The organism is Brachybacterium tyrofermentans (genome assembly GCF_039526165.1).
Lineage (GTDB): Bacteria > Actinomycetota > Actinomycetes > Actinomycetales > Dermabacteraceae > Brachybacterium > Brachybacterium tyrofermentans.
Map to the genome: position 1 here is coordinate 146,088 of NZ_BAAAIR010000038.1, position 21,223 is coordinate 167,310.

Annotated in this window: 26 protein-coding genes; 12 read left to right on the forward strand and 14 right to left on the reverse strand. The window is 70.9% G+C overall.

Annotated elements, in window-relative coordinates:
- Window positions 1-78 precede the first annotated feature (78 nt).
- From ABD093_RS10245 to ABD093_RS10265, 5 genes are all read right to left on the reverse strand, one after another.
- On the reverse strand, window positions 79-315 hold the full coding sequence (locus ABD093_RS10245) for a hypothetical protein (RefSeq protein ID WP_343924252.1): 237 nt from the start codon (window positions 313-315) through the stop codon (window positions 79-81).
- 118 nt (window positions 316-433) lie between these two features.
- Window positions 434-1,393, reverse strand: a complete 960-nt coding sequence (locus ABD093_RS10250; protein WP_343924254.1) for a sigma-70 family RNA polymerase sigma factor — start codon at window positions 1,391-1,393, stop codon at window positions 434-436.
- Between the two features lie 183 nt (window positions 1,394-1,576).
- The gene (locus tag ABD093_RS10255) at window positions 1,577-2,593 is read right to left on the reverse strand and encodes a glycoside hydrolase family 43 protein (protein ID WP_343924256.1); all 1,017 of its coding nucleotides are present in this window, start codon (window positions 2,591-2,593) and stop codon (window positions 1,577-1,579) included.
- A 147-nt stretch (window positions 2,594-2,740) separates the two neighbouring features.
- Complete coding sequence (locus tag ABD093_RS10260) at window positions 2,741-3,832, reverse strand: CAAX protease (protein WP_343924258.1); 1,092 nt, start codon at window positions 3,830-3,832, stop codon at window positions 2,741-2,743.
- Window positions 3,829-4,815 carry a class II glutamine amidotransferase gene (locus tag ABD093_RS10265; RefSeq protein ID WP_343924260.1) on the reverse strand — a complete coding sequence of 329 codons (987 nt, stop codon included), beginning with the start codon at window positions 4,813-4,815 and terminating at the stop codon, window positions 3,829-3,831. The genes ABD093_RS10260 and ABD093_RS10265 overlap by 4 nt, the downstream gene beginning before the upstream one ends.
- Before the next feature lie 463 nt (window positions 4,816-5,278).
- On the opposite strand from ABD093_RS10265, the gene ABD093_RS10270 reads away from it, so the two are divergent.
- Window positions 5,279-6,277, forward strand: coding sequence for a type IV toxin-antitoxin system AbiEi family antitoxin domain-containing protein (locus ABD093_RS10270; RefSeq protein ID WP_343924262.1), 999 nt, complete (start codon window positions 5,279-5,281; stop codon window positions 6,275-6,277).
- Window positions 6,278-6,574: 297 nt separating this feature from the next.
- Window positions 6,575-7,324, forward strand: coding sequence for an NADPH-dependent F420 reductase (locus ABD093_RS10275; protein WP_343924264.1), 750 nt, complete (start codon window positions 6,575-6,577; stop codon window positions 7,322-7,324).
- Here ABD093_RS10275 and ABD093_RS10280 read toward each other — a convergent pair.
- Entirely contained in the window at window positions 7,225-8,295 is a 1,071-nt protein-coding gene (locus tag ABD093_RS10280; RefSeq protein ID WP_193115812.1) for a CPBP family intramembrane glutamic endopeptidase, read from the reverse strand. The genes ABD093_RS10275 and ABD093_RS10280 overlap by 100 nt on opposite strands.
- A gap of 163 nt (window positions 8,296-8,458) precedes the next feature.
- On the opposite strand from ABD093_RS10280, the gene ABD093_RS10285 reads away from it, so the two are divergent.
- Complete coding sequence (locus ABD093_RS10285) at window positions 8,459-9,742, forward strand: sensor histidine kinase (protein ID WP_193115813.1); 1,284 nt, start codon at window positions 8,459-8,461, stop codon at window positions 9,740-9,742.
- Complete coding sequence (locus ABD093_RS10290; RefSeq protein ID WP_193115814.1) at window positions 9,727-10,503, forward strand: response regulator transcription factor; 777 nt, start codon at window positions 9,727-9,729, stop codon at window positions 10,501-10,503. The genes ABD093_RS10285 and ABD093_RS10290 overlap by 16 nt, the downstream gene beginning before the upstream one ends.
- Window positions 10,504-10,613: 110 nt before the next feature.
- On the opposite strand, the gene ABD093_RS10295 is transcribed toward ABD093_RS10290, so the two are convergent.
- Together ABD093_RS10295 and ABD093_RS10300 are read right to left on the reverse strand one after the other, a co-directional pair.
- Window positions 10,614-11,048 carry a hypothetical protein gene (locus ABD093_RS10295; RefSeq protein WP_193115815.1) on the reverse strand — a complete coding sequence of 145 codons (435 nt, stop codon included), beginning with the start codon at window positions 11,046-11,048 and terminating at the stop codon, window positions 10,614-10,616.
- Between the two features lie 168 nt (window positions 11,049-11,216).
- Window positions 11,217-11,393 carry a hypothetical protein gene (locus tag ABD093_RS10300; RefSeq protein WP_193115816.1) on the reverse strand — a complete coding sequence of 59 codons (177 nt, stop codon included), beginning with the start codon at window positions 11,391-11,393 and terminating at the stop codon, window positions 11,217-11,219.
- Between the two features lie 274 nt (window positions 11,394-11,667).
- Here ABD093_RS10300 and ABD093_RS10305 point away from each other — a divergent pair, with 274 nt between their 5' ends.
- A complete protein-coding gene (locus tag ABD093_RS10305; RefSeq protein ID WP_193115817.1) occupies window positions 11,668-12,210 on the forward strand; it encodes an AAA family ATPase in 543 nt (180 codons plus the stop codon).
- 100 nt (window positions 12,211-12,310) lie between these two features.
- Here ABD093_RS10305 and ABD093_RS10310 read toward each other — a convergent pair whose 3' ends face one another.
- On the reverse strand, window positions 12,311-12,487 hold the full coding sequence (locus ABD093_RS10310) for a hypothetical protein (RefSeq protein ID WP_343924268.1): 177 nt from the start codon (window positions 12,485-12,487) through the stop codon (window positions 12,311-12,313).
- A gap of 250 nt (window positions 12,488-12,737) precedes the next feature.
- Window positions 12,738-13,187, reverse strand: coding sequence for a hypothetical protein (locus ABD093_RS10315; RefSeq protein WP_193115819.1), 450 nt, complete (start codon window positions 13,185-13,187; stop codon window positions 12,738-12,740).
- A 49-nt stretch (window positions 13,188-13,236) separates the two neighbouring features.
- On the opposite strand from ABD093_RS10315, the gene ABD093_RS10320 reads away from it, so the two are divergent.
- Entirely contained in the window at window positions 13,237-13,992 is a 756-nt protein-coding gene (locus ABD093_RS10320; RefSeq protein ID WP_193115820.1) for a class I SAM-dependent methyltransferase, read from the forward strand.
- 83 nt (window positions 13,993-14,075) lie between these two features.
- On the opposite strand, the gene ABD093_RS10325 is transcribed toward ABD093_RS10320, so the two are convergent.
- Window positions 14,076-15,056, reverse strand: coding sequence for an aldo/keto reductase (locus tag ABD093_RS10325; protein WP_193115821.1), 981 nt, complete (start codon window positions 15,054-15,056; stop codon window positions 14,076-14,078).
- A gap of 170 nt (window positions 15,057-15,226) precedes the next feature.
- On the opposite strand from ABD093_RS10325, the gene ABD093_RS10330 reads away from it, so the two are divergent.
- The gene (locus ABD093_RS10330) at window positions 15,227-15,733 is read left to right on the forward strand and encodes a DUF2087 domain-containing protein (protein ID WP_193115895.1); all 507 of its coding nucleotides are present in this window, start codon (window positions 15,227-15,229) and stop codon (window positions 15,731-15,733) included.
- 13 nt (window positions 15,734-15,746) lie between these two features.
- Here ABD093_RS10330 and ABD093_RS10335 read toward each other — a convergent pair whose 3' ends face one another.
- Window positions 15,747-16,238, reverse strand: a complete 492-nt coding sequence (locus ABD093_RS10335; protein WP_193115822.1) for a hypothetical protein — start codon at window positions 16,236-16,238, stop codon at window positions 15,747-15,749.
- A 104-nt stretch (window positions 16,239-16,342) separates the two neighbouring features.
- Between ABD093_RS10335 and ABD093_RS10340 the strand changes: the two genes are divergently transcribed.
- The 5 genes from ABD093_RS10340 to ABD093_RS10360 all read left to right on the forward strand — a co-directional run bounded on the left by ABD093_RS10340 (window position 16,343) and on the right by ABD093_RS10360 (window position 20,160).
- Window positions 16,343-16,789, forward strand: coding sequence for a hypothetical protein (locus tag ABD093_RS10340; protein ID WP_343924272.1), 447 nt, complete (start codon window positions 16,343-16,345; stop codon window positions 16,787-16,789).
- Window positions 16,790-16,911: 122 nt separating this feature from the next.
- Window positions 16,912-17,238: a hypothetical protein gene (locus ABD093_RS10345; protein ID WP_343924274.1), complete on the forward strand. Its 327-nt coding sequence runs from the start codon at window positions 16,912-16,914 to the stop codon at window positions 17,236-17,238.
- 117 nt (window positions 17,239-17,355) lie between these two features.
- Window positions 17,356-17,853, forward strand: a complete 498-nt coding sequence (locus tag ABD093_RS10350) for a DUF4383 domain-containing protein (protein WP_193115824.1) — start codon at window positions 17,356-17,358, stop codon at window positions 17,851-17,853.
- Between the two features lie 134 nt (window positions 17,854-17,987).
- Entirely contained in the window at window positions 17,988-18,356 is a 369-nt protein-coding gene (locus ABD093_RS10355) for an ArsR/SmtB family transcription factor (protein WP_193115825.1), read from the forward strand.
- A 7-nt stretch (window positions 18,357-18,363) separates the two neighbouring features.
- Window positions 18,364-20,160: a SulP family inorganic anion transporter gene (locus ABD093_RS10360; protein ID WP_193115826.1), complete on the forward strand. Its 1,797-nt coding sequence runs from the start codon at window positions 18,364-18,366 to the stop codon at window positions 20,158-20,160.
- 105 nt (window positions 20,161-20,265) lie between these two features.
- Here the strand turns inward: ABD093_RS10360 and ABD093_RS10365 are convergent, their stop codons facing one another.
- Window positions 20,266-20,688 carry an organic hydroperoxide resistance protein gene (locus ABD093_RS10365; protein WP_193115827.1) on the reverse strand — a complete coding sequence of 141 codons (423 nt, stop codon included), beginning with the start codon at window positions 20,686-20,688 and terminating at the stop codon, window positions 20,266-20,268.
- Window positions 20,685-21,185 (reverse strand): MarR family winged helix-turn-helix transcriptional regulator, encoded by a 501-nt coding sequence (locus ABD093_RS10370; RefSeq protein ID WP_193115828.1) that lies wholly within the window; start codon window positions 21,183-21,185, stop codon window positions 20,685-20,687. The genes ABD093_RS10365 and ABD093_RS10370 overlap by 4 nt, the downstream gene beginning before the upstream one ends.
- Window positions 21,186-21,223 lie beyond the last annotated feature (38 nt).

Sequence of the window (21,223 nt, forward strand, 5' to 3'; positions counted from 1 at the left end):
GGGACGTCGTCGGAGGAGGTCGGCCTCGATGGCGACGACTCCTCGACGACGTCCCGTTCTCGGGCCATACGCGGCAGGTCAGTCCTCGGGAAGGGCTGCGAACGCCGCCTTCATGTCGTTGTACCAACCCAGCGACTGCTTGGGGTGCAGCCAGCGGAACTTCATCTCCTTGCGGGCCGCCTGATGGGTCTCGTCGCCGGCCTTGACGACCTCCTTGAGGTGCTTGTCCTGGGCGTTGATGACGTCGTCCGCGCTCTCGCCCCGGTGGGCGAGGTCGCAGGGGCCGCCGAGCTGCTGGCAGGTCATGGTCTTCATCGTGGTGTCCTTCTCTCCGAGGTCGGCAGGCGGTGGATGCCGCTGCCGGTGCTGCTCTCGTGGTGTTGACGTGCGCCGTGCCGGGAGTGTGACCGGTCGTGGCGATCTCCGTTGGAGGTCATCGCGGATCGGCGCCGTCGCGACGCACAACGCGCCCGATGATGTCGGGGTCCGCGCGGAAGTCGATGCGCGAGACCTGCCCGTCGACGATGGTGAAGTCGAACAGGACCATCGCCTGGCCCCGGTGGTACCAGGCCGAGCCCGCACGCCCGTCGATGCTGGTCGGCAGCGCGGCGTGGGCGGAGCCGTTGAAGAAGCTCGCCACGTCCTCCCGGCCGTCGATGGCAGCGGGGGTGCCCGTCTCGATCGCCTGCTGGTCGCCGCGCACCACGGCATCCGGCGCCAGGAGCTGCACGAGACGGGTGAAGTTGCCCTCGCGGGCGGCGGCCATGAAGGCATCGACCACCTCCCAGTCGGCGAGCGCGTCCTCGGCGCGGGGCTGCGTGACCTTCGCCCGGGCGCGCGAGGCGAGCTTGCGTGCCGCCTGGGGCGTCGTGTCCAGCGCCGCGGCGATCGTCGTGAACTCGAAGCCGAAGCTGTCGTGCATCACGAAGGCGACGCGCTCGTTCGGACTCAGCCGGTCCAGGACCAGCTGCAGCGCGACGCCCACGGTATCGGCGAGCGCCACGTCCTCGGCAGGATCCGGGGCGGGTTCGGGCAGCTCGTGATCCTCCTCGGGCACCGGGGTGCGGCGCCGCAGGCGGTCCAGGCACAGCCGAGTGGTGACGGTGGTCAGCCAGGCGGGCAGGTTGTCGATGTCCTGCTCGGTGCGATCCAGCCGCAGCCAGGCCTGCTGGACGATGTCCTGCGCTTCGTTCGGGTCCCCGAGCACCCTGCTCGCCAGGGAGACGAGACGCGAGCGCTCCCGCTCGAAGCGCTGTGCGAGCTCGTCAGCCCGGGTGCCGGCGACCGCTTCTGCTCCCGTGCCCGACGCCTCGGCAGCTGCACCGGAATCCGCGTCGTCGCCGCCATCGCCGCTGTGCCGGGCTGGCGTCGGCTCATTCCTGTTCGCGTCCATGGCCCCATCCTTCCCTGTGCGCCACCGGCCGTGCTGCCGACGGCTTCTGCTTCGTCGACGCGTCGAGGACGACGAGTGTGACAGGCACGGCCCGAGCCGGGAGGGACACGTGGTGACCGCGAGGGCCCGAGCAACAGGACAGCGGGACCGCAGGAGGGCACCGGGGGCTCGGCATCCGCCGACTCAGGGCCGGTAGTCGATCCTGGGACGCTGCGGGTTGCTGATCGAGGGACCGTCGATGCTCACGTCTCCGCCGTCGAAGCGCACCTTCGAGATCCAGATCTGGCGGCCGGGATCCTGGCCGATGTGGTCGGGATGCCAGGCGTGGTAGACGTACCAGATGCCGTCCGAGGTGCTCACCGGCATGCCGTGCCCCGGCCCCGCGGCCACGTCGTTGGCGGAGAGCACGGGCTGGTCGGAGAGCTTCATCCACGGCCCGTCGATCGCGTCGGCGACCGCCACACCCACCCCGTAGGTCTCGTTCCAGTACTCCCCGGCGGAGTAGAAGAGGTAGTAGCGGCCCTCGTGCGTGATGATCGCGGGCCCTTCGATCGTGTAGATCTCCCAGGCCAGGTCGCGCTCGAGGATGCGGCTGCGCTCGCCCTCGAGGGACAGCCCGTCGTCCGCGAGGCGCTGGGCGAAGAGGAACGAATCCTGGTCTGCGGCATTGCCGTCGTTCTTCCACAGCAGCCACAGCGAGCCGTCCTCGTCCCGGAACGGCGAGGCGTCGATGCACCCGCCCTCTTCAGGGGTGGACAGCAGCGGTGCGTCCGCCGAGTCGACGAAGGGGCCCTCGGGCCGTTGCGCGACGGCGACCCCGATCGACTGCCGGTCCGTGGCCCGCTCCCAGGCGGTGTAGTAGGCGTGGTACTTGCCGTCCACATCGATGACCTCCGGAGCCCAGTGTCGGCCGCTGTTCGCCCACGAGGCGATCACGGGCTGCCCGTCGCCCACCCGGCGCCAGTGCACGAGGTCCGGGGATCGCAGCACCGGCATGTTCCCGGCTGAGCCGGCCGTCGAGTACAGGTAATACCCCTGGTCGACGCGCAGGATGCCGGGGTCGGGCTGATTGGTGTCGATCACCGGGTTGGAGTATCCCGAGGCGGCGCTGGCGGCGGGGAGGCCGGCCCCGACTGCGGTCGCGGTGAGGGTTCCGGTGGCCAGGAGGGTGCGGCGGGAGAAGCGGGCGAGTGGCGTCATCGTCGTCGTCCTTTGTGGGATGGCGGACGGGCGGCGGTGCCCGACCACCAGTATTCCTACGTGAGAATTTCCAAGGTGTCCAGGTTTCGCGGACGATTCGATCCGGCCCACCCCACCCCATCGGCCCATGCAGACGGCCGGCTCGCGTCAGATCAGCACGGGATCCGGCACAGGTTCGTCGGCGGCGCGGCCGACGGGCTCGAGCAGGCGCAGGCCCTCTCGTCGGCTCACCACCACGACGATCACGGCGGCGAGGACCAGCAGGGCGACCGCCGCGGCGACACCGCCGGCCAGGGCGGCGTCAGCGTGGACCGGTCCGGTCCCTGTGCCGGCGAGTGCTGCGGCGGAGGTGCCGGGGGCCGCGACGGCTGCACCGAGCGCCGCCACCCCGGCGCCGGTGCCGCTCCCGGCGGCCAGGGCGGAGACGATCAGCGCGGTGCCCGTCGTGGTGGCGGTGAGCACGATCGGGAGCTCGAGACCCCCGGTCTTCCACGCGAGCACCGCCGCGGCGAGCGCTGCGGCCAGGGCGGGCACCATCACGGCAGCGGTCGCCTCGCGGCCGATGAAGGCCAGTGCGGCGACCACGAGGATCCCGATCACCGGGCTGCGCAGCCAGGTGCCGACGGCCTGCAGCACCATGCCGCGCAGAGCCAGCTCGAGACCGAGGGCCTGCAGCGGGACCAGGACCAGCACGAGCAGCACCACCAGGAGCATCTGGAGGACCGACGCTCCCCCGCCGGCCGCAGAAGATCCGGCCCCGGCCGACGCACCGTCGGCCCCGGCGCCCGCCAGGCCGCCGGCGAGCGCCGCAGCCGCGACCACCACGAGAGCGGCGAGCACGGCGAGCGCGCCTGTGAAGCGCAGGCGTTCGCGCCGCAGCCGAGCGGCGACGGACCAGGTCGGGCCGAGCGGACGCCAGCCGCCGATCCGCACACCGACCATGGCGGCGGGCCACCACAGAGCCCCCATCGCCAGGGCGATGCCGACGTCCAGAGGACTGGTGGGGTCGCCGCTGGTCACGCCGATCGCGACGTTCACGCCGGGGGCGAGGGCGAGCACGAGGATCGTGAGCACCAGCAGCACGGACGCCAGGACGACGTAGGCGATGACGGCGGCGACGACGGTCAGCAGCGGCCGGCCCCACGCGGACCACGCCGGGCGCAGAGTCGCCAGCCGGTGATAGGGCGTGGGCCGCGCGTCGAGGTCGGGCGTGCCGCCGACCGGAGAGACTGCGCTCATGCGGCGTGCTCCGCGGTGTCGTCGTGGTCAGCGCTGCTGGCGCGTTCCGAAGCAGTCGACCTTGCACCCGTCTCCGTGATCTGCCGGCGGCGGTCCTGCTGGGCGCGGACCTGCGCCGCATGCGCCTGGGAGGCTGCGGCCGACAGGCCGAGATCCTCGATGCTGAGCGCCCGGGCGAGCGGGCCGAAGGGATGCTCGCTGGTCAGTGCGCCGTCAGCGGTGAGGTGCACGAGTTCGCCGGAGTCCAGGAGGCGCCAGGCGGGGTCGTCGTCCAGGGGCTCGCTCGCGATGACGACGGAGCTCGCGCCGTGCGGGTCCTCGCTGCGAGCCCGCACGGCGAGCGAGTCCGAGGACTGCTCGAAGCCATCGCTCGGAGAGTCGACGGCGGCGGGGCGCTCGAGGATCCACAGCTCATTGGTCGCCGGCAGACGCACCGCGATGAGCTCCTCCCCCTTCATCACCAGGACGTTCACGGAGTAGACGGGGACATGGGCGGCGATCCAGCTCAGCGCGGCGGTCGCCCCGTCGTGCAGGTCTCCGCCGTGAGCTGCCACCTCGCCGGTGATCAGTGCGGCCATCCACTCGCTGTCGGTGGAGCCCAGGACGTGATCGGCGGCGCCGAGCTCGGCGACCCGCCGCCGCATCTCCTCGGTGACCTCCAGGACCCCGTTGTGGGCGCTGATGATGCCGTCCTGCAGGAACGGATGGGTGTTCTCGTCGCAGTGCCCGGAGCCGGAGGAGAGGCGCAGATGGGCGAGCATCGCCCGCGAGCGCAGAGTGGTCGCGAAGTCGGTGAACGCCTCGGATTCGTACGCGGCGACGGGACGCTTGCGGATCCGCGGCCGGCCCTCCCCGTCGATCCACCCCAGGCCCGTGCCGTCGGCGTTGAAACGCGACTGGTTCAGCAGGGAGTACGGCGCATCGAGCAGCCAGAGATCGGCGGTGGCGGGGCGGTCGGAATGAAGAGCGAAGAGTCGGCACATGGCCTGTCCACTGTAGAACTTCCTGGCTGGGGACGCAGTGAGTGACGCCACCGTTCACCGCCACGGAATTGATCCACCGCTCACCATGAGGTGGGGCCTCGCCCCGGGTCCCGAGCACCGGCACCGGCACTGGCACTGGCACTGGCACTGGCACTGGCACTGGCACCTCACCTTTCCGCACCATCCTCGTCCGACAACGTCGTTTGCGTCGTCTTGCACTCCTCCGAGGCGACGCGAACGACGCTATCGGACGACGCCACGGCAGATCAGGGCGGACGCCACGGGGCCAGGGCCAACGCCACGGCGGGTCATGGCTGACGGGACAGCGACGACTCACTGTCTGGCAGGAATGGCACCCATCGGCAGGAGTGGTCACACCGTGGAGGAAGCATCGTCAGCGCACGGGACCAGCGCATTGGGGATGAACCATGAGCAGCCAGGGAGCCGGGCCCATGCTGTGGAGATGCCCGTCTCGCCAGCTGCCCTGCCACCGGCACTCCCCTCCGTCTTCACCACCTCGGAGGCGCTCGCGGCTGGGGTGGGGCGCGAGCGGCTGCGGCGAGGCGATCTGGTGCAGATCGTCCGCGGGCTGTACCGGAGGGAGGAGGTGATGGCTAGCGAGAGCGAAATCGTCGCGGCCTACCAACGGCAGGTGCCGGGGGCCTTCGCCATGGGCACGACAGCTGCACGGCTCTGGGGATTCCCGCTTCCGGGAGTCTTGGACATACCAGTCGTCGAGGCGTCCAGGCAGCTCCGGCGGCGCCAGGCGCGAACCGCCTATCCGGTTCAACGCTCAGGACCGGATCGCCGGATCCATCTCGGTGCGCCGGATGGCTCGCATCGGTCCACGTCACTGGTGCGATGGAGCTGCCCTCGACTCGACGCCATGCCCCTGGCTACCGCTGACGACCTCGTGCGGACCAGCCGCCTGCACACCTATCTGCAGCTCGGCACAAGTGTCGGACTCGATTCGCTCGTCGCGATCGGGGACCACCTCGTACGCATCCCCCGACCGAGGTACGAGGGCCGGAACAGACCGTTCGCCACTATCGACGAGCTGAAGGACGCGGCAGGACACTTCACCGGGCGCGGCGCGGCCCGGCTCCGTGAGGCGGTCGAGCTCGTGAGGAGGAGTGCTGATTCCCCTCCCGAGACCTCGCTCCGCCTGGCGTTCGTGCGTGCGGGCCTCCCTGAGCCGCTGGCCAATGGGCGGGCGGCACATGCTGGATCCGATCTCGGGGAGCCGGATCTGCAGTGGCCGCAGTGGCGGGTCATCGTCGAATACGAGGGCCCCAGACATCGCAGCCCGGAGCAGCGACAGAAGGACGCCGCGCGCGATGAGCGCCGGAAGCTGGCGGGCTGGATCGACCTGCCCATGGTCGCCGCCGATCTCGCCGCGGGCTGCGCGTCCGCTGTCAACCGGGTGCGAGCAGCGCTGCACTCTCAAGGATGGGCGGGCTGACGGCTGACGGCTAGATTCTCCCTGCTCCGGAAGGTCTGTGGCCGGCGCCCCACGCCCCACAACTCGCGAGCCGCACCCCGCACCGCACCGCCCCGCAACCCACGCCCTGAGCCACCCGAGAACGCCCTTCGCGTCGCCTTCGGGGGCGCCGAGGCACCGCAAAGGACGATCTCGATCGCATCGACACGGTGTCGCACTTCCGGTCGCCATCATCCGGTGCGCGCCTGTCCGCGGACGGCGGGCGCGGAACCGGTCACGTCCGGGAAGACGTCGCCGGCCCTCCGCGTTGCCTCCGGCATGAGCTCCTCCCTCCATCGCACCCTCGGGATCCTCGGCGCCGGCAAGGTCGGCACTGTGCTGGCCCGCCTCGCCGTCGCCGCCGGGCACGACGTGCTGATCTCGGGCTCCGGTGATCCCGAGAAGATCGAGCTGATCACCCAGGTCCTCGCCCCCGGGGCGCAGCCGGTGACCAGCCGGGAGGCCGCTGAGAGGGCCGACCTGGTGATCCTCGCGCTGCCGCTGGGCAAGCACGCTTCGATCCCGGCCGACGCTCTGGCCGGCAAGATCGTCGTCGATGCCATGAACTACTGGTGGGAGACCGACGGGCACCTCGAGCAGTTCTCCCACGCAGGGGCGTCGACCAGCGAGTTCGTGCAGCAGCAGCTGCCTGGCGTCACCGTCGTGAAGGCCTTCAACCACATGGGGTACCACGACCTCGAGGACCTCGCCCGCCGCGTCGCCCATAAAGATCCGAGTCCGCGCGCCGCCATCGCGATCGCCGGACCCGCCCCGGCGGCGGGCGTCGTCGCCGAGCTGGTCGACGAACTGGGCTTCGACCCGGTGGTGATCGGCTCCCTCGCCGAGGGGGTGCGTCTGCAGCCTTTCGCGGAGGCCTTCGGTGCGGGCGTCGATGCTGACGCGCTGCGGGAGATCGTGGACCGCTTCCCTCAGACCGACAGGGGACGCGAGGTGCTCGCGGCGCTCGGCGAGGGCGCCTCCACAGGCGCCGACGGGCCGTCCGACAAGCTGACCGATGAGAGGGTCTGAACCCGGCCGCGCTGCGGCTCCCACAGCCCCAGGCCCGCTCGCCTGGAGTACCACCACCAGATCCCGGCACTCAGCCCGAGCATCGGCACCAGCGCGAGGGCGAGGCCCAGGAAGCCCACCTCGCCCTGTTCGGTGAATCCGGGGATCAGCGGGGAGATCGCGAACAGGGTCCAGTTGTTGGCGGTGTGCAGCAGGATCGGGATCTCGAGGCCGCCTGTCTTCCAGGCCAGCAGGCCCATCACGATCGCGAAGAGGGCGATGTCGATCTGGCCCACCCAGTTGTAGCCGTGGCCCAGCACGAACAGCGGCACGGGCACGAGGATCCCGATCAGCGGCCAGCGCAGCCAGGTGCCGAAGACCTGCATCGGCAGCGCCCGGAAGGCGAACTCCTCACCCGCGCACTGCAGCGGGGCGAGCACGAGCACGACCAGCCAGGCCAGGATCACGCCCGGTCCGAACTCGGGCACCACGATCGCCTCGCGCTCCAGGACCAGGTTCAGCACCGTGTTGATCAGCAGATAGACGGGAACCACGATGAGCGCCGCGCGTCCCATCAGCGCCCAGCGGAAACGCCCCAGCACAGAGAGCGCGATCCCGGCACGGCCGTAGCCCGCCAGCGATCCCACCAGCACCGCGGGGACCAGCAGCGCGAGCATGCCCAGGCCCAGGAACTGATCGACGGGATTCAACGGGTCCATCAGGGAGGGACTGGTGGCGGCCGCCGGCCAGATCTCGCCGAGGATCATCAACGGTGTCATGACCTGCAGGTTCATGACGATCCACACGAATCCCGCCACGGCGACCGCGACCAGCGGGCGCCACCAGTAGCCGCGATGCGGGATCGCTCGGGCGGCGCGATGGTAGGGCTCTGTCGGCGACGGGGACACGGGCAGGGACGGGGATGACAGAGCCGTCGTCGGCGCCGACTCGGCATGGAGCGGAGGCTGGGGAAGGGGGTGGTGCGAGGTCATGACCCGATCCTCTCGTCCCTCCGGGCTGCGGGCATCCGCCGTCCGTCCCCGTCCACGCTCCGCAGGTCCCCCATTCGGACCTGTCGTTCGGCTGATGGAACGGCGCTGATCATCAGCCGCGTGGCCGATCCGTCGGCCGCAGATCGATCTCTACGCTGGTGCCATGACCGTCACCGCGCCCCCTGCTCCCGCCGCGCCGTCCGTGCGCAGCGTGCGCCAGTGGGCGATCGCGATCGCGCAGTCCCTGGCGTGCACGGCGCTGGGCTTCCTGTTCTTCCTCATCAACTTCGGCATGCTGCTCGAGGAATTCTCCGACAACCCTCCCGAGGGTCTGCTGGCGATGTACGGCGTCGACGCTCTGGTGGGCGTGGCGGCGACGCTCGCGATCGGTCCCTTGCGCTTCGTGCCTCCCGGCCCGTGGCACAGCGTGGTGCACCTGCTGGTGGCCGCCGCTGCCGGGATCAGCGGCTGGGCGTGGGTGGCCGCGGCGATCGGGCTGTACCGCCTGGGGGTCCGGCGCCGTCTGCTGCTCGACGGCGTGGCGGTGCTGCTGGTCGCCGGGATGTCGCTGACCGCGATGGTCCTCGACGCCCGGACCCGCGGGATCGAGCCGGGAATGCTCGAGCTCACCACCATGGGCATCATCGTGGTCCTCGTCCTGATCCCGCTGCTGATGGGTCACGTGGTCGGCACCCGCGCCGAGCTCCTGACCTCCCTGCGCGAGCACGCCGCCTCCGCGGACAGGGAGCGGGAGGCCGCGCAGCACGCACGCGAGGCCGCCGAGCGCGAGGCCGCCGCACTGGTGCGCGAGCGCGATGCGGACGACGCGCGGGTGCGCGCCGAGGAGCGCTCCGCCCTGGCCCGCGACATGCACGACAGCATCTCCCACCACCTGGCCACGATCGCGATGCACGCCGGGGCCATGTCCTACCGCGACGACCTCCCCGTCGCCGAGCTGCGCCGCAGCGCCGGCACGGTGCGCGACGCCGCCCAGCAGGCCAACCGCGAGCTGCGCACCGTGCTGATGACCCTGCGCACCAGCGGCGGCGACACTCCGCTCGCCACCGTCCCCACTCTCACCGACATCGTGGAGCGGTGCCGCGAGGAGGGCCAGGACGTGGAGCTGACCTGGGACGGGCTCACTCCGGAGGACCTCGAGGGGGCCGATCGCAGCACGGTGGTGACGCTCGCCCGGATCCTCGCCGAGATCACGACGAACGCCGCCAAGCACGCCCCGGGCGCTCCGCTGCGGGTCATGCTCTCGCGCACCGGCGACTCCGTGCAGCTGAACTCCCGCAACCCGTTGCCGGAGAACGCCTCCCGCGCGCCGACCTCCACCGGCCACGGGCTGCTCGGCGTCCAGGAACGGGCCCGTCTGCTGGGCGGCGACGCGGAGCACCACGTGCGGGAGGACTCCTTCGAGGTGGAAGCATGGACGCCATGGTGAACGAGACGGAATCAGAGACCACAGGGATGGGCTCGGTACGGGTGCTGCTGGTGGACGACGAGGCGCTGATGCGTGCCGGTCTGCGGCTGATGATCCACGGCACACACGGCATCGACGTGATCGGCGAGGCGGCCGACGGGAACACGGCGCTGGAGCAGATCGATGCCCTGGACCCGGACGTGGTGCTGATGGATATCCGCATGCCCCGCATGACGGGTCTCGAGGCCCTGCGCACCTTGCGCGCCCAGGGCAGCGCGACGCGCGTCGTCATGCTCACCGCGTTCGACACCGACGAGTTCCTGCTGGAGGCGCTGCGTGCCGGCGCGGTCTCGTTCCTGCTCAAGGACTCCCCGCCCGACGAGGTCGTGCAAGCGGTGCTCGATGCGGCCGGGGACCGCCCGCGCTTCTCACCCGATGTGCTCACCCGCCTGGTGCGACTCGCGTCCGACGTCCCGGTCGACACCGAGAGTGCCGACGCCGCCGGGGCATCCGGAGCAGCCGGAGCTGTGGGTACTGGCGGCGCTGGCGGTTCTGGCGCCGGTGGGGCGACCAGCGCTGCCGCGGCGGCCCCCTCCGGGATCACGGACCGCGAGTGGGAGGTGGGTCGGCTCGTCGCGCAGGGACTCGCGAACCCGGAGGTCGGCGAGGCGCTGTTCATGTCCGTCGCGACGGTGAAGACCCACCTGGGCAGGCTTTATCACAAGCTGCAGGTCACGAACCGGGTGCAGCTCGCGATCCGGGTGCTCGAGCTGGGCGGCTGAGGCTGGGCGGCTGAGCCTGGCCGAGTACGCCTGGCCGAGTGACCTCGAGGGCCAGATCGTCGAGGTGGCTGCCTGACGGACTGGACGTGCGGCTCGTCAGGACCGAGGCGTCACTTCTTGAGGGACCGCCGCACTGCTTTCACGACGGGCGTGAGCACGATAACCACGATGAACAGTCCAAAGACCAGGCCCATCGGGGTGAACGGCAGGGAGTCGAGCAGGCCTCCGCCGGAGTCATCCGTGGAGCCGGCGAAATCCGCACCGATCTCGGCACGCTGGCGGGAGATGAACAGCCAGGTACCGCCTATGAAGGCCACGACCACGAGGAAGAACACGGCCTTCCCGATGCTGCGCACGAGGTTGGCCCGATCACCCGTGGCCGTCTCGTGCTCGGACACGGTGGCGTCGAAGTCCGCGTTCCACTGCGTGTCCCCGTCACGGTCCTCGCGGAACGGCAGCGCGGAGTGCGAGCCCTGGTCGTGCCGTGCCGGGTCCTGGTCGAAGGGGCCCTGGGGCATCCCGTCCGGTCCGGTGCTGTTCGCCATCGCGGTCGCTCCTGTGTCGCGGCGCCGTAGCGCTCCCCCTGCGACGGCCACCCCCGCGGCCGCGCTCTGCTGCGTCAGAGGATACGGCACCCCTCGTGGCTCGGCGTCACGCGCCTGGACATGGCCTTGCCGCGTCGGGCCCTGGTGGTGCAGGTCGGGCCGGACATCTCAGAAGAAGGTGAGCACGGCGGCGGTCGCGACCACGAGACAAGCACCTCCGAGGGCGAAGATCCAGCGGGGGATGTCCTTGTTCCTGGCTGTCACGCAGGAGAGGTGGATGGAGATCACCGTGGCCAGGAACAGGATGCCCGCGAGGGCCGCGAGCAGAAGCGCGAGGGTGCTCATCGGGTCCCTCCGACAACGGAGGGTCGTGACGGCTCCATCTGTGCTCCTTCTCGGGTTCCTGGCGTCTGCGCTGGGGCGGCAATCGATCCGTCGGCGATCCAGGTGGCGGCGTGAGCGGCCAGGGCGTCGACCGGACTGACTCTGACGGCGAAGCCAGCAGAATACCCGCTGCCGAGGCCCTGAAGTCGGCCGACGGAGCACGGTGATCACCATGCCCCGGCATCATGGTCACCATGCGCCGCTCCGACCTCGACCTCCCCTCCCCTCCCCTGCCGTGCTCGTGCTGATCGCCGGTCCGATCGCCGCCGGGAAGAGTGCCGTGTCCCGGCGCCTGGCCGAGGACCTTCGCCGCGAGGGCCGACAGATCGCGCTGGTCGAGCTCGATGCCCTCGCTGACATGGCACGGCCGACGTTGCCCGACTGGGCGGATGCGCACCGGATCTTCGCCCTCGTCACCGGGCAGTGGCTGCGGGCGGGCCTGGACACGGTGATCGCCGAATCTGTCAGCAGTCGCCAGGAGCTGGATCAGGTGCTCCTGGACGTTCCCGCGGGAACGCCTGTGCTGACCGTCGTCGTCGAGTGCCCCGCGGACATCGCGCTCGAACGGGCGCTGGCGGACCCCACCCGCGGCATCTCCCGGGACCCCGAGTTCCTGCGCGAGGCCCACGCGCGATGGGCTCGCGAGAGCGAGATGATCAGCGCCGATGTCGAGCTGGAGACCGGGGCGACGAGCCTCGAGGAGAGCGTGTCGCGAATCCATGCAGCCCTCTCGGAGATCCTGGCGGAGGCCTCGACCCGGCCCCGCGCCGAGGGCTGAGCCACCGAGCTGCACTCCTGCTGGACAGCAGTGCCGCCGACCTGCTGGCTTGCTGACGTGCTGCGCCGGAGCGCCAGAGAGCCGGAGCGACAACCTGCGGTCAGAAGGTGGACAGCACCGCGGCGATCGAGACGACGAGGGCGACGCACCCCAGGACGACCACCCAGCGTGGGATCGCCCCGGGCCGAGCGGTCACGTTCGTGAGGTACACGGAGATGACCGCCGCGAACCACAGCAGGCCCGCGGCGATGGTCAGGGCGAGGGTGAGGCCGCTCACGCGGCGGCCCCGTCCGTCGTGGGTGTGAAGGGCACCTGCTGTCCTCTCCCTCGGCACTGCGTTGGCGGCGGCGTGATCGCTTCCCGGAGCGGGCTCGGTCACTATGTCTCGTGAAGTAGCATCATAGCCGGTCAGCGGCACAAAAGCGGTTCAGAGGCAGGCTCCTTCCAAGCAGCACGCGGCGACCTCGCGACGAGGTGTCGAGGAGCTGAGGGGCGCTCGCGAAGAGCGTCCTGGAGATCTGCTCGGCTCAGCGGATGCGGCCCGTGCGAACGCACCAGAGGTAGACGACCACGAGCGTGGTGACCCCCGGGACCACACCGTGGAAGGGATGGATCGCGAGCACCACCGCCCAGCCCAGCAGGGCGCTGACCGGCGCGACCCCCGTGAGCACGTCGGCCCAGCCGGGCGCCGAGAGGGCCAGCAGCACGGCGAGCAGGACGACCGGGACGAACACGCGCATGCGGCGCGCGAACCGCTCCGCCGCCAGCAGGATCACCGCCCAGAGCAGGATGGCGACCGCCCCGATCGCGCCGATCCCGGCCACGAAGGTCAGGAGCATGCCCACGAGCGCAGCGACGATGATCAGGATCGGGGCGAGGAGCTGGGCCCGGGCTCCGCGCGGGGTGCCGTAGCGAGCACGGAGCAGCTCCGCCCGCCGGGCCTCCCCCGCTGCGCGGTTCACGCCGTGGTTCTCCATACGGTTAATCTATCGACGCTTTCGGGACGACCCCGGCACCATGGTCCCTATGAGCACTGCCGAGACGCTGATCGCCCAGGCCATGCGGGCCGATGTGGACGGCTGGGGCTTCGCCCCGCTGGAGGGCCGGGCCACCGAGGAGCGCCCGGCCTGGGGTTATGCCGGCCTCCTCGCTGACGCCGTGGCCACGGTGGAGGTGGCGATCGATCTGGACACCGGCGGCGGTGAGGTGCTCGGCCAGTGCCCGCGCCTCGCCGCGCAGCAGCACGTGACCGAGAGCTGGCCACCGAATGCTGCGCAGGCCAGGGCTCTGCTGCTCCCCCGCGGGGTGGAGGTGCATGAGACCGCATCCGGTGCCCCGATCCCCCTGCCCGACGGTGCCGCGGACCTCGTCACGTCCCGGCACCCGGTCCGACCGGACTGGCCGGAGATCGCCCGCGTGCTGACCCCGGGCGGCCGCTACCTCGCCCAGCACGTCGGCCCGAGCTCGGCCTTCGAGCTGATCGAGTTCTTCGTGGGTCCCACCACCGCGCAGCAGCGCCGCGGCCGCCACCCCGACGACGAGGTGGGGGCCGCGGAGGCCGCCGGCCTCGAGGTCCTGGACCTGCGCACGGCCCGGCTGCGCATGGAGTTCTTCGACGTGGGTGCGGTGGTGTGGATCCTGCGCAAGTGCGTGTGGTGGGTGCCGGACTTCGACGTCGACCGCTACCGCGACCGGCTGCTCACGATGGACGAGATCATCCGGCGCGACGGCTCCTTCGTGGCCCACTCGACGCGGCACCTGATCCGGGCACGGCGCCGCTGACCCCAGCTCCCGTGCGCAGATCGTGCCCGGAGACGTTCCCGCGGGAACGTCTCTGCGCGCCACAGGTCTCTAGGCACCATGGGTCACTGGGCGCCGACGACCTCGTGGGGGACGTACGGGGCCTCGAGGGTCGCGATCTCGTCGCTGGTCAGATCCAGGTCCAGAGCACCGAGTGCACCGTCGAGGTGGCTGGTCTTCGTGGCGCCGATGATCGGCGAGACCACCGGACTCTTCGCGAGCAGCCAGGCCAGCGCGACATGGACCCGACCCACGCCGCGCTCGTCCGCGATCGTCGCGACCTGCTCCACGATCGCCCGGTCGGTCGCCTGCGTGGAGTCGTACTTCGTCTTCGCGGTGGCATCGGTGCGGGCGCGATCGGTATCCGCGTCCCAGTCACGGGTCAGGCGCCCGGCGGCGAGCGGGCTGTACGGCGTGGAGGCGACGCCGAGCTCGCGCAGCAGCGGCATCATCTCCCGCTCCTCCTCGCGGTACAGGAGGTTGTAGTGGTTCTGCATGGAGATGAACTTCGTCCACCCGTTCACCTCGGCGACGTGCTGGGCCTGCAGGAACTGCCACGCGAACATCGCGGAGGCCCCGATGTGGCGGACCTTCCCGGAGCGCACCACGTCGTCCAGCGCCCGCATCGTCTCCTCGATCGGGACCGTGTAGTCCCAGCGATGGATGATGTACAGATCGATGTAGTCCGTGCCCAGCCGCTCGAGGCTCTTGTCGACCTCGGAAAGGATCGCCTTCCGGGAGAGCCCTTGTCCGTTCGGTCCCTCATGCATGCGTCCGTTCACCTTCGTGGCCAGCACGATCTCGTCCCGGTTCGCAAAGTCGACCAGCGCCTTGCCGAGGATCTCCTCGCTGCGCCCGATCGAGTAGACGTTCGCGGTGTCGAAGAAGTTGATGCCGGCGTCCAGCGCGTGCTGGATGACGGGGCGGGCGGCGTCCTCCCCGAGGACCCAGGGGTGGATCCAGCGTTCGGGATCGCCAAAGCCCATCGTGCCCAGGCACAGGCGCGAGACATCCAGCCCGGTATTGCCCAGCTTCACGTAGTCCATGAGGTGCTCCTTCTGTGGTCGACTCCGGGCTGCGTCGCCCGTCGAGATCCATCATCCCCGCCGTACCAGAGGCGTGGGAGTGACTGCCGGTGCACCCCTCGGGACCTGCGCCGCTGCCCCATGGCATGCTGAGCGCGACGCCCGCCCTCTCGATGGAGACGATGACCACCATGCCTGCAGCCCGTGACCTCCAGACCCCGTTGGGCCGAGCCCGCATGCTCTTCTCGCTGCTCGCGACCCCGAAGCTGCGCGTCGGTCTGGGCGCGAGGCTCTCGGGCGCCGCGGCATCGGCCACCGTGGCATCCGAGGGCCCGAGCGTGAGCGGGCCGTTGTCCCGCATCGACTGGCTGGATGCGCAGGGCGAGGTCGATCTCGCCGCGGTCCGCGAGGTGGCCGACGCCCTCACCCTGATGCGGTCCGATCGGGCGATCCTCGAGGTCCCGCCTCTGGACGGCATCCCGGTGAAGACCGAGGAGAGCCGTGAGGTCAGCGGGCGGATCGCGCAACTGGTCTTCGAGCGCGTCGGCCGCGACCGCGTGCTGAGCGAGTCCGAGCTCAACGCCGCGATCGCGATGTTCGTGAGCGACGTCGCGCTGGTGCGGCGAGACGCAGTGGATTCCGGGGTGCTAACCCGCACGGCGGATGGTGCCAGCTACCGCCTCGCCGAGAGCACCTGACCGCTGGGTGACGTCAGTTCCGGTTATTCCTCCGCAGCAGCCGGGCCACGCGACTGATGAGCGGAATCCCGATGAACAGCACGGCCCACCAGATGTCCATGCCCATCCGGTAGGCGATGACGGCGAAGATCACCACGCCCACCAGGGAAGCCAGCCCTCCGAGCAGCATCGGCAGGAATGACTTCTGCGAGCCGGAGCCGCTGCGTCCGGACCCGTTCGCGCCCGTGAAGCTCGAGGCCCAGCCTGATCCGTCGCCCTCAGGCCTGCTCGAGCCGTCCTGGCCCGATCTATCCCCGAACTCGGGTCCCTGATAGGTGGGCGGCTCGGACCCCTGCCCGCCCTCGCCGAAGTCCGATGACCATCCATCCTCCGAGGATCCAGCGCCGTTCCGGGCTCCCGAACGGTTCTGACCCAGAGCATCCCCCTGCCCGCCGCGATCCCCACCGCCGAGCCAGGACTGGTCTTCGCCGGGCCCTTGATCGTTGTTCCCCCATGCAGTATTCATGCCTCCACCCTAGAGGGACCCGCCGGGCGTACGTGCCGGATCATCGCCGCGGCACCACGGCCCAGTGGCCTGCCCCGCCGCTGCGCTGCGACTACCGTGCAGGCATGCTCCATCTCAGCGATGACCAGGTCCGCGACCTCCTGCCCGATCCCGTCCGCGCCGTCGAGCTGATGCGGGAGACCCTCCTGGCGCTGGCCGACGGCGCCGCCTCGGTGACCCCGAAGAGCCAGGTCGTGCACGAGGAGGGCGGGTTCGCCAATGCCATGCCGGCGGCGTGGCCGGAGCGCGGCCTGCTGGGCATGAAGTGGGTGACCCTCACGCCCTCGAACCGCGATCACGGCCTGCCGATGATCGGCGGGCTCATGGTGCTCTCGGGGGCCGACGGCACGACGCGCGCCACGATGGACGCCGCCGAGCTCACCGCCCAGCGCACGGCCGCCGTCACCGGCGCATCGCTCGCCCTGGACGACCGCCCCGTGACGTTCTTCGGCACCGGGGTCCAGGCTCGGTCGCACGCCCGGGTGATCGAGGCGCTGGGCCGGGCCCGCTGACGGTATGGGGTAGGCGCCGCGACGCCCTCGACGAGCTCGCGGCCTGGTGCGCGCGGCACACCCCTGACCTGGAGCTGCACCTGACCACGGACCGCGCCGGGGCACTTGCCGGCACGGGGGTGGTGATCAGCGGACTGCCCATCGGCCTCACCGGCTCGGAGCTGCCTCGGCGCGAGATCCGTTCCGACGTGACGCTCCTCCCCCTGGACTACGCCTCGGTGGCCGGCGCTGAGCTCTCCCGCACCGGCACCGTGGTGGCCGATGATCCCGTGCAGTTCGAAGCGCTGCGCGTCCTCAAGCACGGCGCGGACTACCCGCTCGCGAGCGGCAGCACCGGTGACCTGCTGCGCACAGGCCGTCCGGAGGGCCTGCTCGTGGTGCAGAACATCGGTTCGGGCCTCGGCGACGTGGTGCTCGCCGACGTCGTCGCCCGGGCGGCCGGGGCCTGAGCAGGGCATCGGCCGACGGCTCAGACTCCGAGGCGCCGGCCCTGGCACGCCCGATCCGTCGGCCTCTTTCGCGGCCGCCGCTGCGGGCGTAGCCTGGATCACACAGCGTCGGGCGGAATGTCCGCTTCGCAGCCGTGCACGTCGGTGTCTTCACCCCTGACACGGGCGAACGACGACCCCGCACGCGCTCCCGTGCGATGGGCCGCGATCATGTGCAGGATCTTCTTCCTCATGATCGGCTTCGCCGGCTTCGTCCCAGCTATGACATGGAATCTGCACACCATCGAGATGGGCTACGGCTCCGAGGCGATGGTGCTGGGCATCTTCCAGGTGTCCGTGCTGCACAACATCATCCATCTGCTCGCCGGCCTGGCCGGTCTCTCCCTGTCGAGGTTCTCGGACTCGGCGCGCTGGTACCTGCGGGTCGGCGGTGGTGTCGCTGTGGTGCTGTGGATCTTCGGCCTGCTCGTCGACCGGGATTCGTACTCCAACTTCCTGCCGCTGAACACCGTCGACGACTGGGCGTACTTCGTCATCGCTCTCGTCATGGTCGGGCTGTCGTTCCTCTCTCGAGATGTCACTCCCGCGGCGACGACGGCCCACCGGCCCTCCTGAGCGTCGTTCGTGAGCCGTTGCGCGGACGCCGACGGCACCTCCGGCGACGCAGCGCGCGTCGCCGGGACATCGTGATATCGCCGTGCCCACAGAGGGGTGCGGCCCCCGATGACATCCCATATGATGATTTCATCATGCCGTTCAGCCAGTCGCAGCGCCCCCTCTACGAGGTGAAGGCCAACCTCTTCAAGGGCCTCGCCCACCCGTTCCGGATCCGCATCCTCGAGCTGCTCTCCGCCGCCGACGAGGTCAGCGTCACCGCGCTGCAGCAGGAGACGGGTCTCGAGGCGTCCCACCTCTCCCAGCACCTGTCCGTGCTGCGTCGCCACCACCTGGTGGTCTCCGAGCGACGGGCGAGCCACGTCTACTACCGCCTCGCCGACCCCAGCACCGCGGAGCTGCTCGCCGTGGCGCGCGCGCTGCTGCTGGGCATCCTCGCCGCGGACAGCGACCGGCTCAGCGACGCCGAGGGGCTCCCCGCCCTGCCCGGCGCGGGACGCTGACCGGCCGATGACCAGCTCTGCGCGGATCCCCGCTCCCCCACGCACTCAGGCCGAGAACGCCCCTGCCGCCCCGTCGGCCCGCTGGCGCACGTCGCTGCGACGTGCGACGTCGCTGCTGCCCGGCCCGTCGGACTACCGCGGCCTCCGTCGCACCTGGAAGGGCGACCTGCTGGCGGGCGTCACGGTGGGCATCGTGGCCCTCCCGCTCGCCCTCGGCTTCGGGGTCAGCTCCGGGCTCACCGCCGAGCAGGGCCTCATCACCGCGATCATCGCGGGCCTGCTGGCGGCCGTCTTCGGCGGGTCGAACGTGCAGGTCTCCGGCCCCACCGGGGCGATGGTCGTGGTGCTCGTGCCGATCGTCGCGAGCTACGGCGCAGCCGCCGTCGCGTCCGTGACCCTGCTGGCCGGCCTGCTCGTGCTGGCCGCCGGGGTGCTGCGCCTGGGCCGGGTCGTCGGGATCATCCCCTGGCCCGTCATCGAGGGGTTCACCCTCGGCATCGCCTGCATCATCTTCATGCAGCAGATCCCCCTGGTGACCTCGCCCGTGCAGGCGGCCCCCGGCGAGCACAGCTCGAACGCCCTGGTCGCCGCTGCCCAGGCCCTCTCCGCAGCCGATCCCGGATACCTGCTCCAGGCTCTCGGTGCGGTCGCCGTGGTCGTGGCCTGCATGCTGATCGCCCCGCGAATCCACCCCTCGGTCCCGGGCTCCCTGATCGGCATCGCCCTGGTGACCGTGCTGTGCGCCGTGCTGCCCGGTCCGCTGGCACGGATCGGGACGATCCCCGCGACGCTCCCCTCCCCGTCCCTGCCCGCCCTGGATCCGGCGCTGCTCCAGGTGCTGCTGCCTGCTGCGGCGACGGTCGCGGCGCTGGCCGCCATCGAATCGCTGCTCTCGGCGCGGGTGGCTGCCGGGCTCGCCGACACCGGCGTGTACGACCCGGATCGGGAGCTGGTGGGGCAGGGCGTCGCCTCGGTCGGCGCCTCCCTGTTCGGCGGCATGCCGGCCACCGGCGCGATCGCCCGCACCTCGGTGAACGTGCGGGCCGGTGCGCGGAGCCGCCTGGCTTCGGTGGTGCATGCGCTCGTGCTGCTCGCCGTGGTCTATGCGGCGTCCGGCCCGGTGGGGGCGATCCCGCTGGCGGCGCTCGCGGGCGTGCTGTTCATGACGGCGGTGCGCATGGTCCATCTGGCGACGGTGCGCACGATCCTGCGCTCGACCCGGGCGGATTCCCTCACCTTCGTCGTCACCGCTCTGATCACGGTCTCCTTCGACCTCATCGCGGCCGTGCTGATCGGTGTGACGCTCGCGGCGATCTTCGCCCTGCGCGGGATCTCCCGTTCCAGCGGGGTCACCCTCGAGCCGATCCGTTCCGCCCAGCCGCAGGAGGGCGACGAGGAGATCCTCGCAGTGCGCTTCGACGGGCAGCTGTTCTTCGTCTCCGCGGAGCGGGTGTTCGACACCGTGATGGCGGTGGGGCCCGTGAGCGTGGTGATCCTGCGGATGTCCGCCCTCGAGGCGGTGGACGCCTCCGGTGCGAAGATCCTCTCGGAGATCGTGCGCGGGCTCGAGCGGCGCGGGATCACCGTGCTCCTCAAGGGTGTGCAGGATGACCACTCCGCGCTGTTCCGCAAGGTCGGGGTGCTGCGGGCGCTGCGCCACCAGAAGCATCTGTTCGTGCAGTTCGACGCCGCTCTCGAGCACGCCCGCTCGCACGTGCGGCGCGATCGTGCGGCCCGGCAGCTGACGGAGCCGCAGGCGGCGCCCACCTCCGAGGAGCCGACGGCTCGGACCGAGCGCCGCTGACCCCGTCGGACCCGATGCGGAGCTCGGGTTCCGGAGCAGGGCCCCGGGGCCGACGGGATCAGCAGGGCGGTCGACGAGCGGAGCAGCCCGTCGACCGGCAGGCGATCAGTCGTCCGAGACGGAGACCGTGACCTCGATGTTGCCGCGGGTGGCGTTGGAGTACGGGCACACCTGGTGGGCGGTGTCGGCGAGCTCCTGCGCCTGCTCGTGGGGCAGGTTCGGGATGACGACCTCGAGCTCGACGGCGAGCTGGAAGCCGCCGTTCTCGTCGGGGCCGATGTGCACGCGGGCGCCGACGGTGGAGTCGGTGACGTCAGCCTTGGCCCTGCCGGCCACCAGGGTCAGCGCCGAGTGGAAGCAGGCGGCGTAGCCGGCGGCGAACAGCTGCTCGGGATTCGCGCCCTTGCCGGAGCCGCCCATCGCGGTCGGGGTCGCCATGTCGAGGTCGACGGCACCCTCGACGGTGCGCACATGGCCGTCGCGACCCGAGCCGGTGGACAGGGATTCTGCGGTGTAGAGAGTCTTCATGGTGCCTTCTCCTCTGGTGCCGATGCGGGTCGGCGGATGGTCCCGGCGGGTGCGCCGGGCAGCTGGGGCGGGACGACGTCGTGGATCGACCGGGTGAGGTCCTGCAGCGTGGAGATCAGCGCCTGCGCCTCCTGGAGGCTGCCGATCCCGGTGCCCTCGGCGATGCAGGCGGGGACGTGGGAGAGCTGATCGCGCAGGACCTCGCCGTGTTCGGTGAGGGACACGGTGACCACTCGCTCATCGGGGCCGCCGCGGCGGCGCGTGACCACCCCGGCCTTCTCCATGCGTCGCAGCATCGGCGAGAGGGTCCCGGAGTCCAGCTGGAGCGCCTCGCCGAGCGCCGAGACGCTCTGCTCGCCCTCGGACCACAGCACCACCAGCACGAGGTACTGGCCGTAGGTGAGGCCCCAGGGCTCGAGCAGTGCCCGATAGGCCTGGGTGGTGGCGCGCGAGGCCGCGTAGAGAGCGAAGCACACCATCTCGTCCGTCGTCGTCATGCGCCCATCGTGGCACCACATCAGGTTGTGCACAACTC

Bases quoted from the DNA above. Each gene is read 5' to 3' on its own strand.
- ABD093_RS10350 (WP_193115824.1), top strand. From the start codon at position 17,356: ATGTCCGCTTCGCAGCCGTGCACGTCGGTGTCTTCACCCCTGACACGG.
- ABD093_RS10320 (WP_193115820.1), top strand. From the start codon at position 13,237: ATGAGCACTGCCGAGACGCTGATCGCCCAGGCCATGCGGGCCGATGTG.
- ABD093_RS10255 (WP_343924256.1), bottom strand. From the start codon at position 2,593: ATGACGCCACTCGCCCGCTTCTCCCGCCGCACCCTCCTGGCCACCGGA.
- ABD093_RS10250 (WP_343924254.1), bottom strand. From the start codon at position 1,393: ATGGACGCGAACAGGAATGAGCCGACGCCAGCCCGGCACAGCGGCGAT.
- ABD093_RS10270 (WP_343924262.1), top strand. From the start codon at position 5,279: ATGCCCGTCTCGCCAGCTGCCCTGCCACCGGCACTCCCCTCCGTCTTC.
- ABD093_RS10265 (WP_343924260.1), bottom strand. From the start codon at position 4,815: ATGTGCCGACTCTTCGCTCTTCATTCCGACCGCCCCGCCACCGCCGAT.
- ABD093_RS10260 (WP_343924258.1), bottom strand. From the start codon at position 3,832: ATGAGCGCAGTCTCTCCGGTCGGCGGCACGCCCGACCTCGACGCGCGG.
- ABD093_RS10335 (WP_193115822.1), bottom strand. From the start codon at position 16,238: ATGAATACTGCATGGGGGAACAACGATCAAGGGCCCGGCGAAGACCAG.
- ABD093_RS10355 (WP_193115825.1), top strand. From the start codon at position 17,988: ATGCCGTTCAGCCAGTCGCAGCGCCCCCTCTACGAGGTGAAGGCCAAC.
- ABD093_RS10245 (WP_343924252.1), bottom strand. From the start codon at position 315: ATGAAGACCATGACCTGCCAGCAGCTCGGCGGCCCCTGCGACCTCGCC.
- ABD093_RS10330 (WP_193115895.1), top strand. From the start codon at position 15,227: ATGCCTGCAGCCCGTGACCTCCAGACCCCGTTGGGCCGAGCCCGCATG.
- ABD093_RS10280 (WP_193115812.1), bottom strand. From the start codon at position 8,295: ATGACCTCGCACCACCCCCTTCCCCAGCCTCCGCTCCATGCCGAGTCG.
- ABD093_RS10300 (WP_193115816.1), bottom strand. From the start codon at position 11,393: ATGAGCACCCTCGCGCTTCTGCTCGCGGCCCTCGCGGGCATCCTGTTC.
- ABD093_RS10340 (WP_343924272.1), top strand. From the start codon at position 16,343: ATGCTCCATCTCAGCGATGACCAGGTCCGCGACCTCCTGCCCGATCCC.
- ABD093_RS10315 (WP_193115819.1), bottom strand. From the start codon at position 13,187: ATGGAGAACCACGGCGTGAACCGCGCAGCGGGGGAGGCCCGGCGGGCG.
- ABD093_RS10275 (WP_343924264.1), top strand. From the start codon at position 6,575: ATGAGCTCCTCCCTCCATCGCACCCTCGGGATCCTCGGCGCCGGCAAG.
- ABD093_RS10370 (WP_193115828.1), bottom strand. From the start codon at position 21,185: ATGACGACGACGGACGAGATGGTGTGCTTCGCTCTCTACGCGGCCTCG.
- ABD093_RS10295 (WP_193115815.1), bottom strand. From the start codon at position 11,048: ATGGCGAACAGCACCGGACCGGACGGGATGCCCCAGGGCCCCTTCGAC.
- ABD093_RS10290 (WP_193115814.1), top strand. From the start codon at position 9,727: ATGGACGCCATGGTGAACGAGACGGAATCAGAGACCACAGGGATGGGC.
- ABD093_RS10285 (WP_193115813.1), top strand. From the start codon at position 8,459: ATGACCGTCACCGCGCCCCCTGCTCCCGCCGCGCCGTCCGTGCGCAGC.
- ABD093_RS10360 (WP_193115826.1), top strand. From the start codon at position 18,364: ATGACCAGCTCTGCGCGGATCCCCGCTCCCCCACGCACTCAGGCCGAG.
- ABD093_RS10365 (WP_193115827.1), bottom strand. From the start codon at position 20,688: ATGAAGACTCTCTACACCGCAGAATCCCTGTCCACCGGCTCGGGTCGC.
- ABD093_RS10325 (WP_193115821.1), bottom strand. From the start codon at position 15,056: ATGGACTACGTGAAGCTGGGCAATACCGGGCTGGATGTCTCGCGCCTG.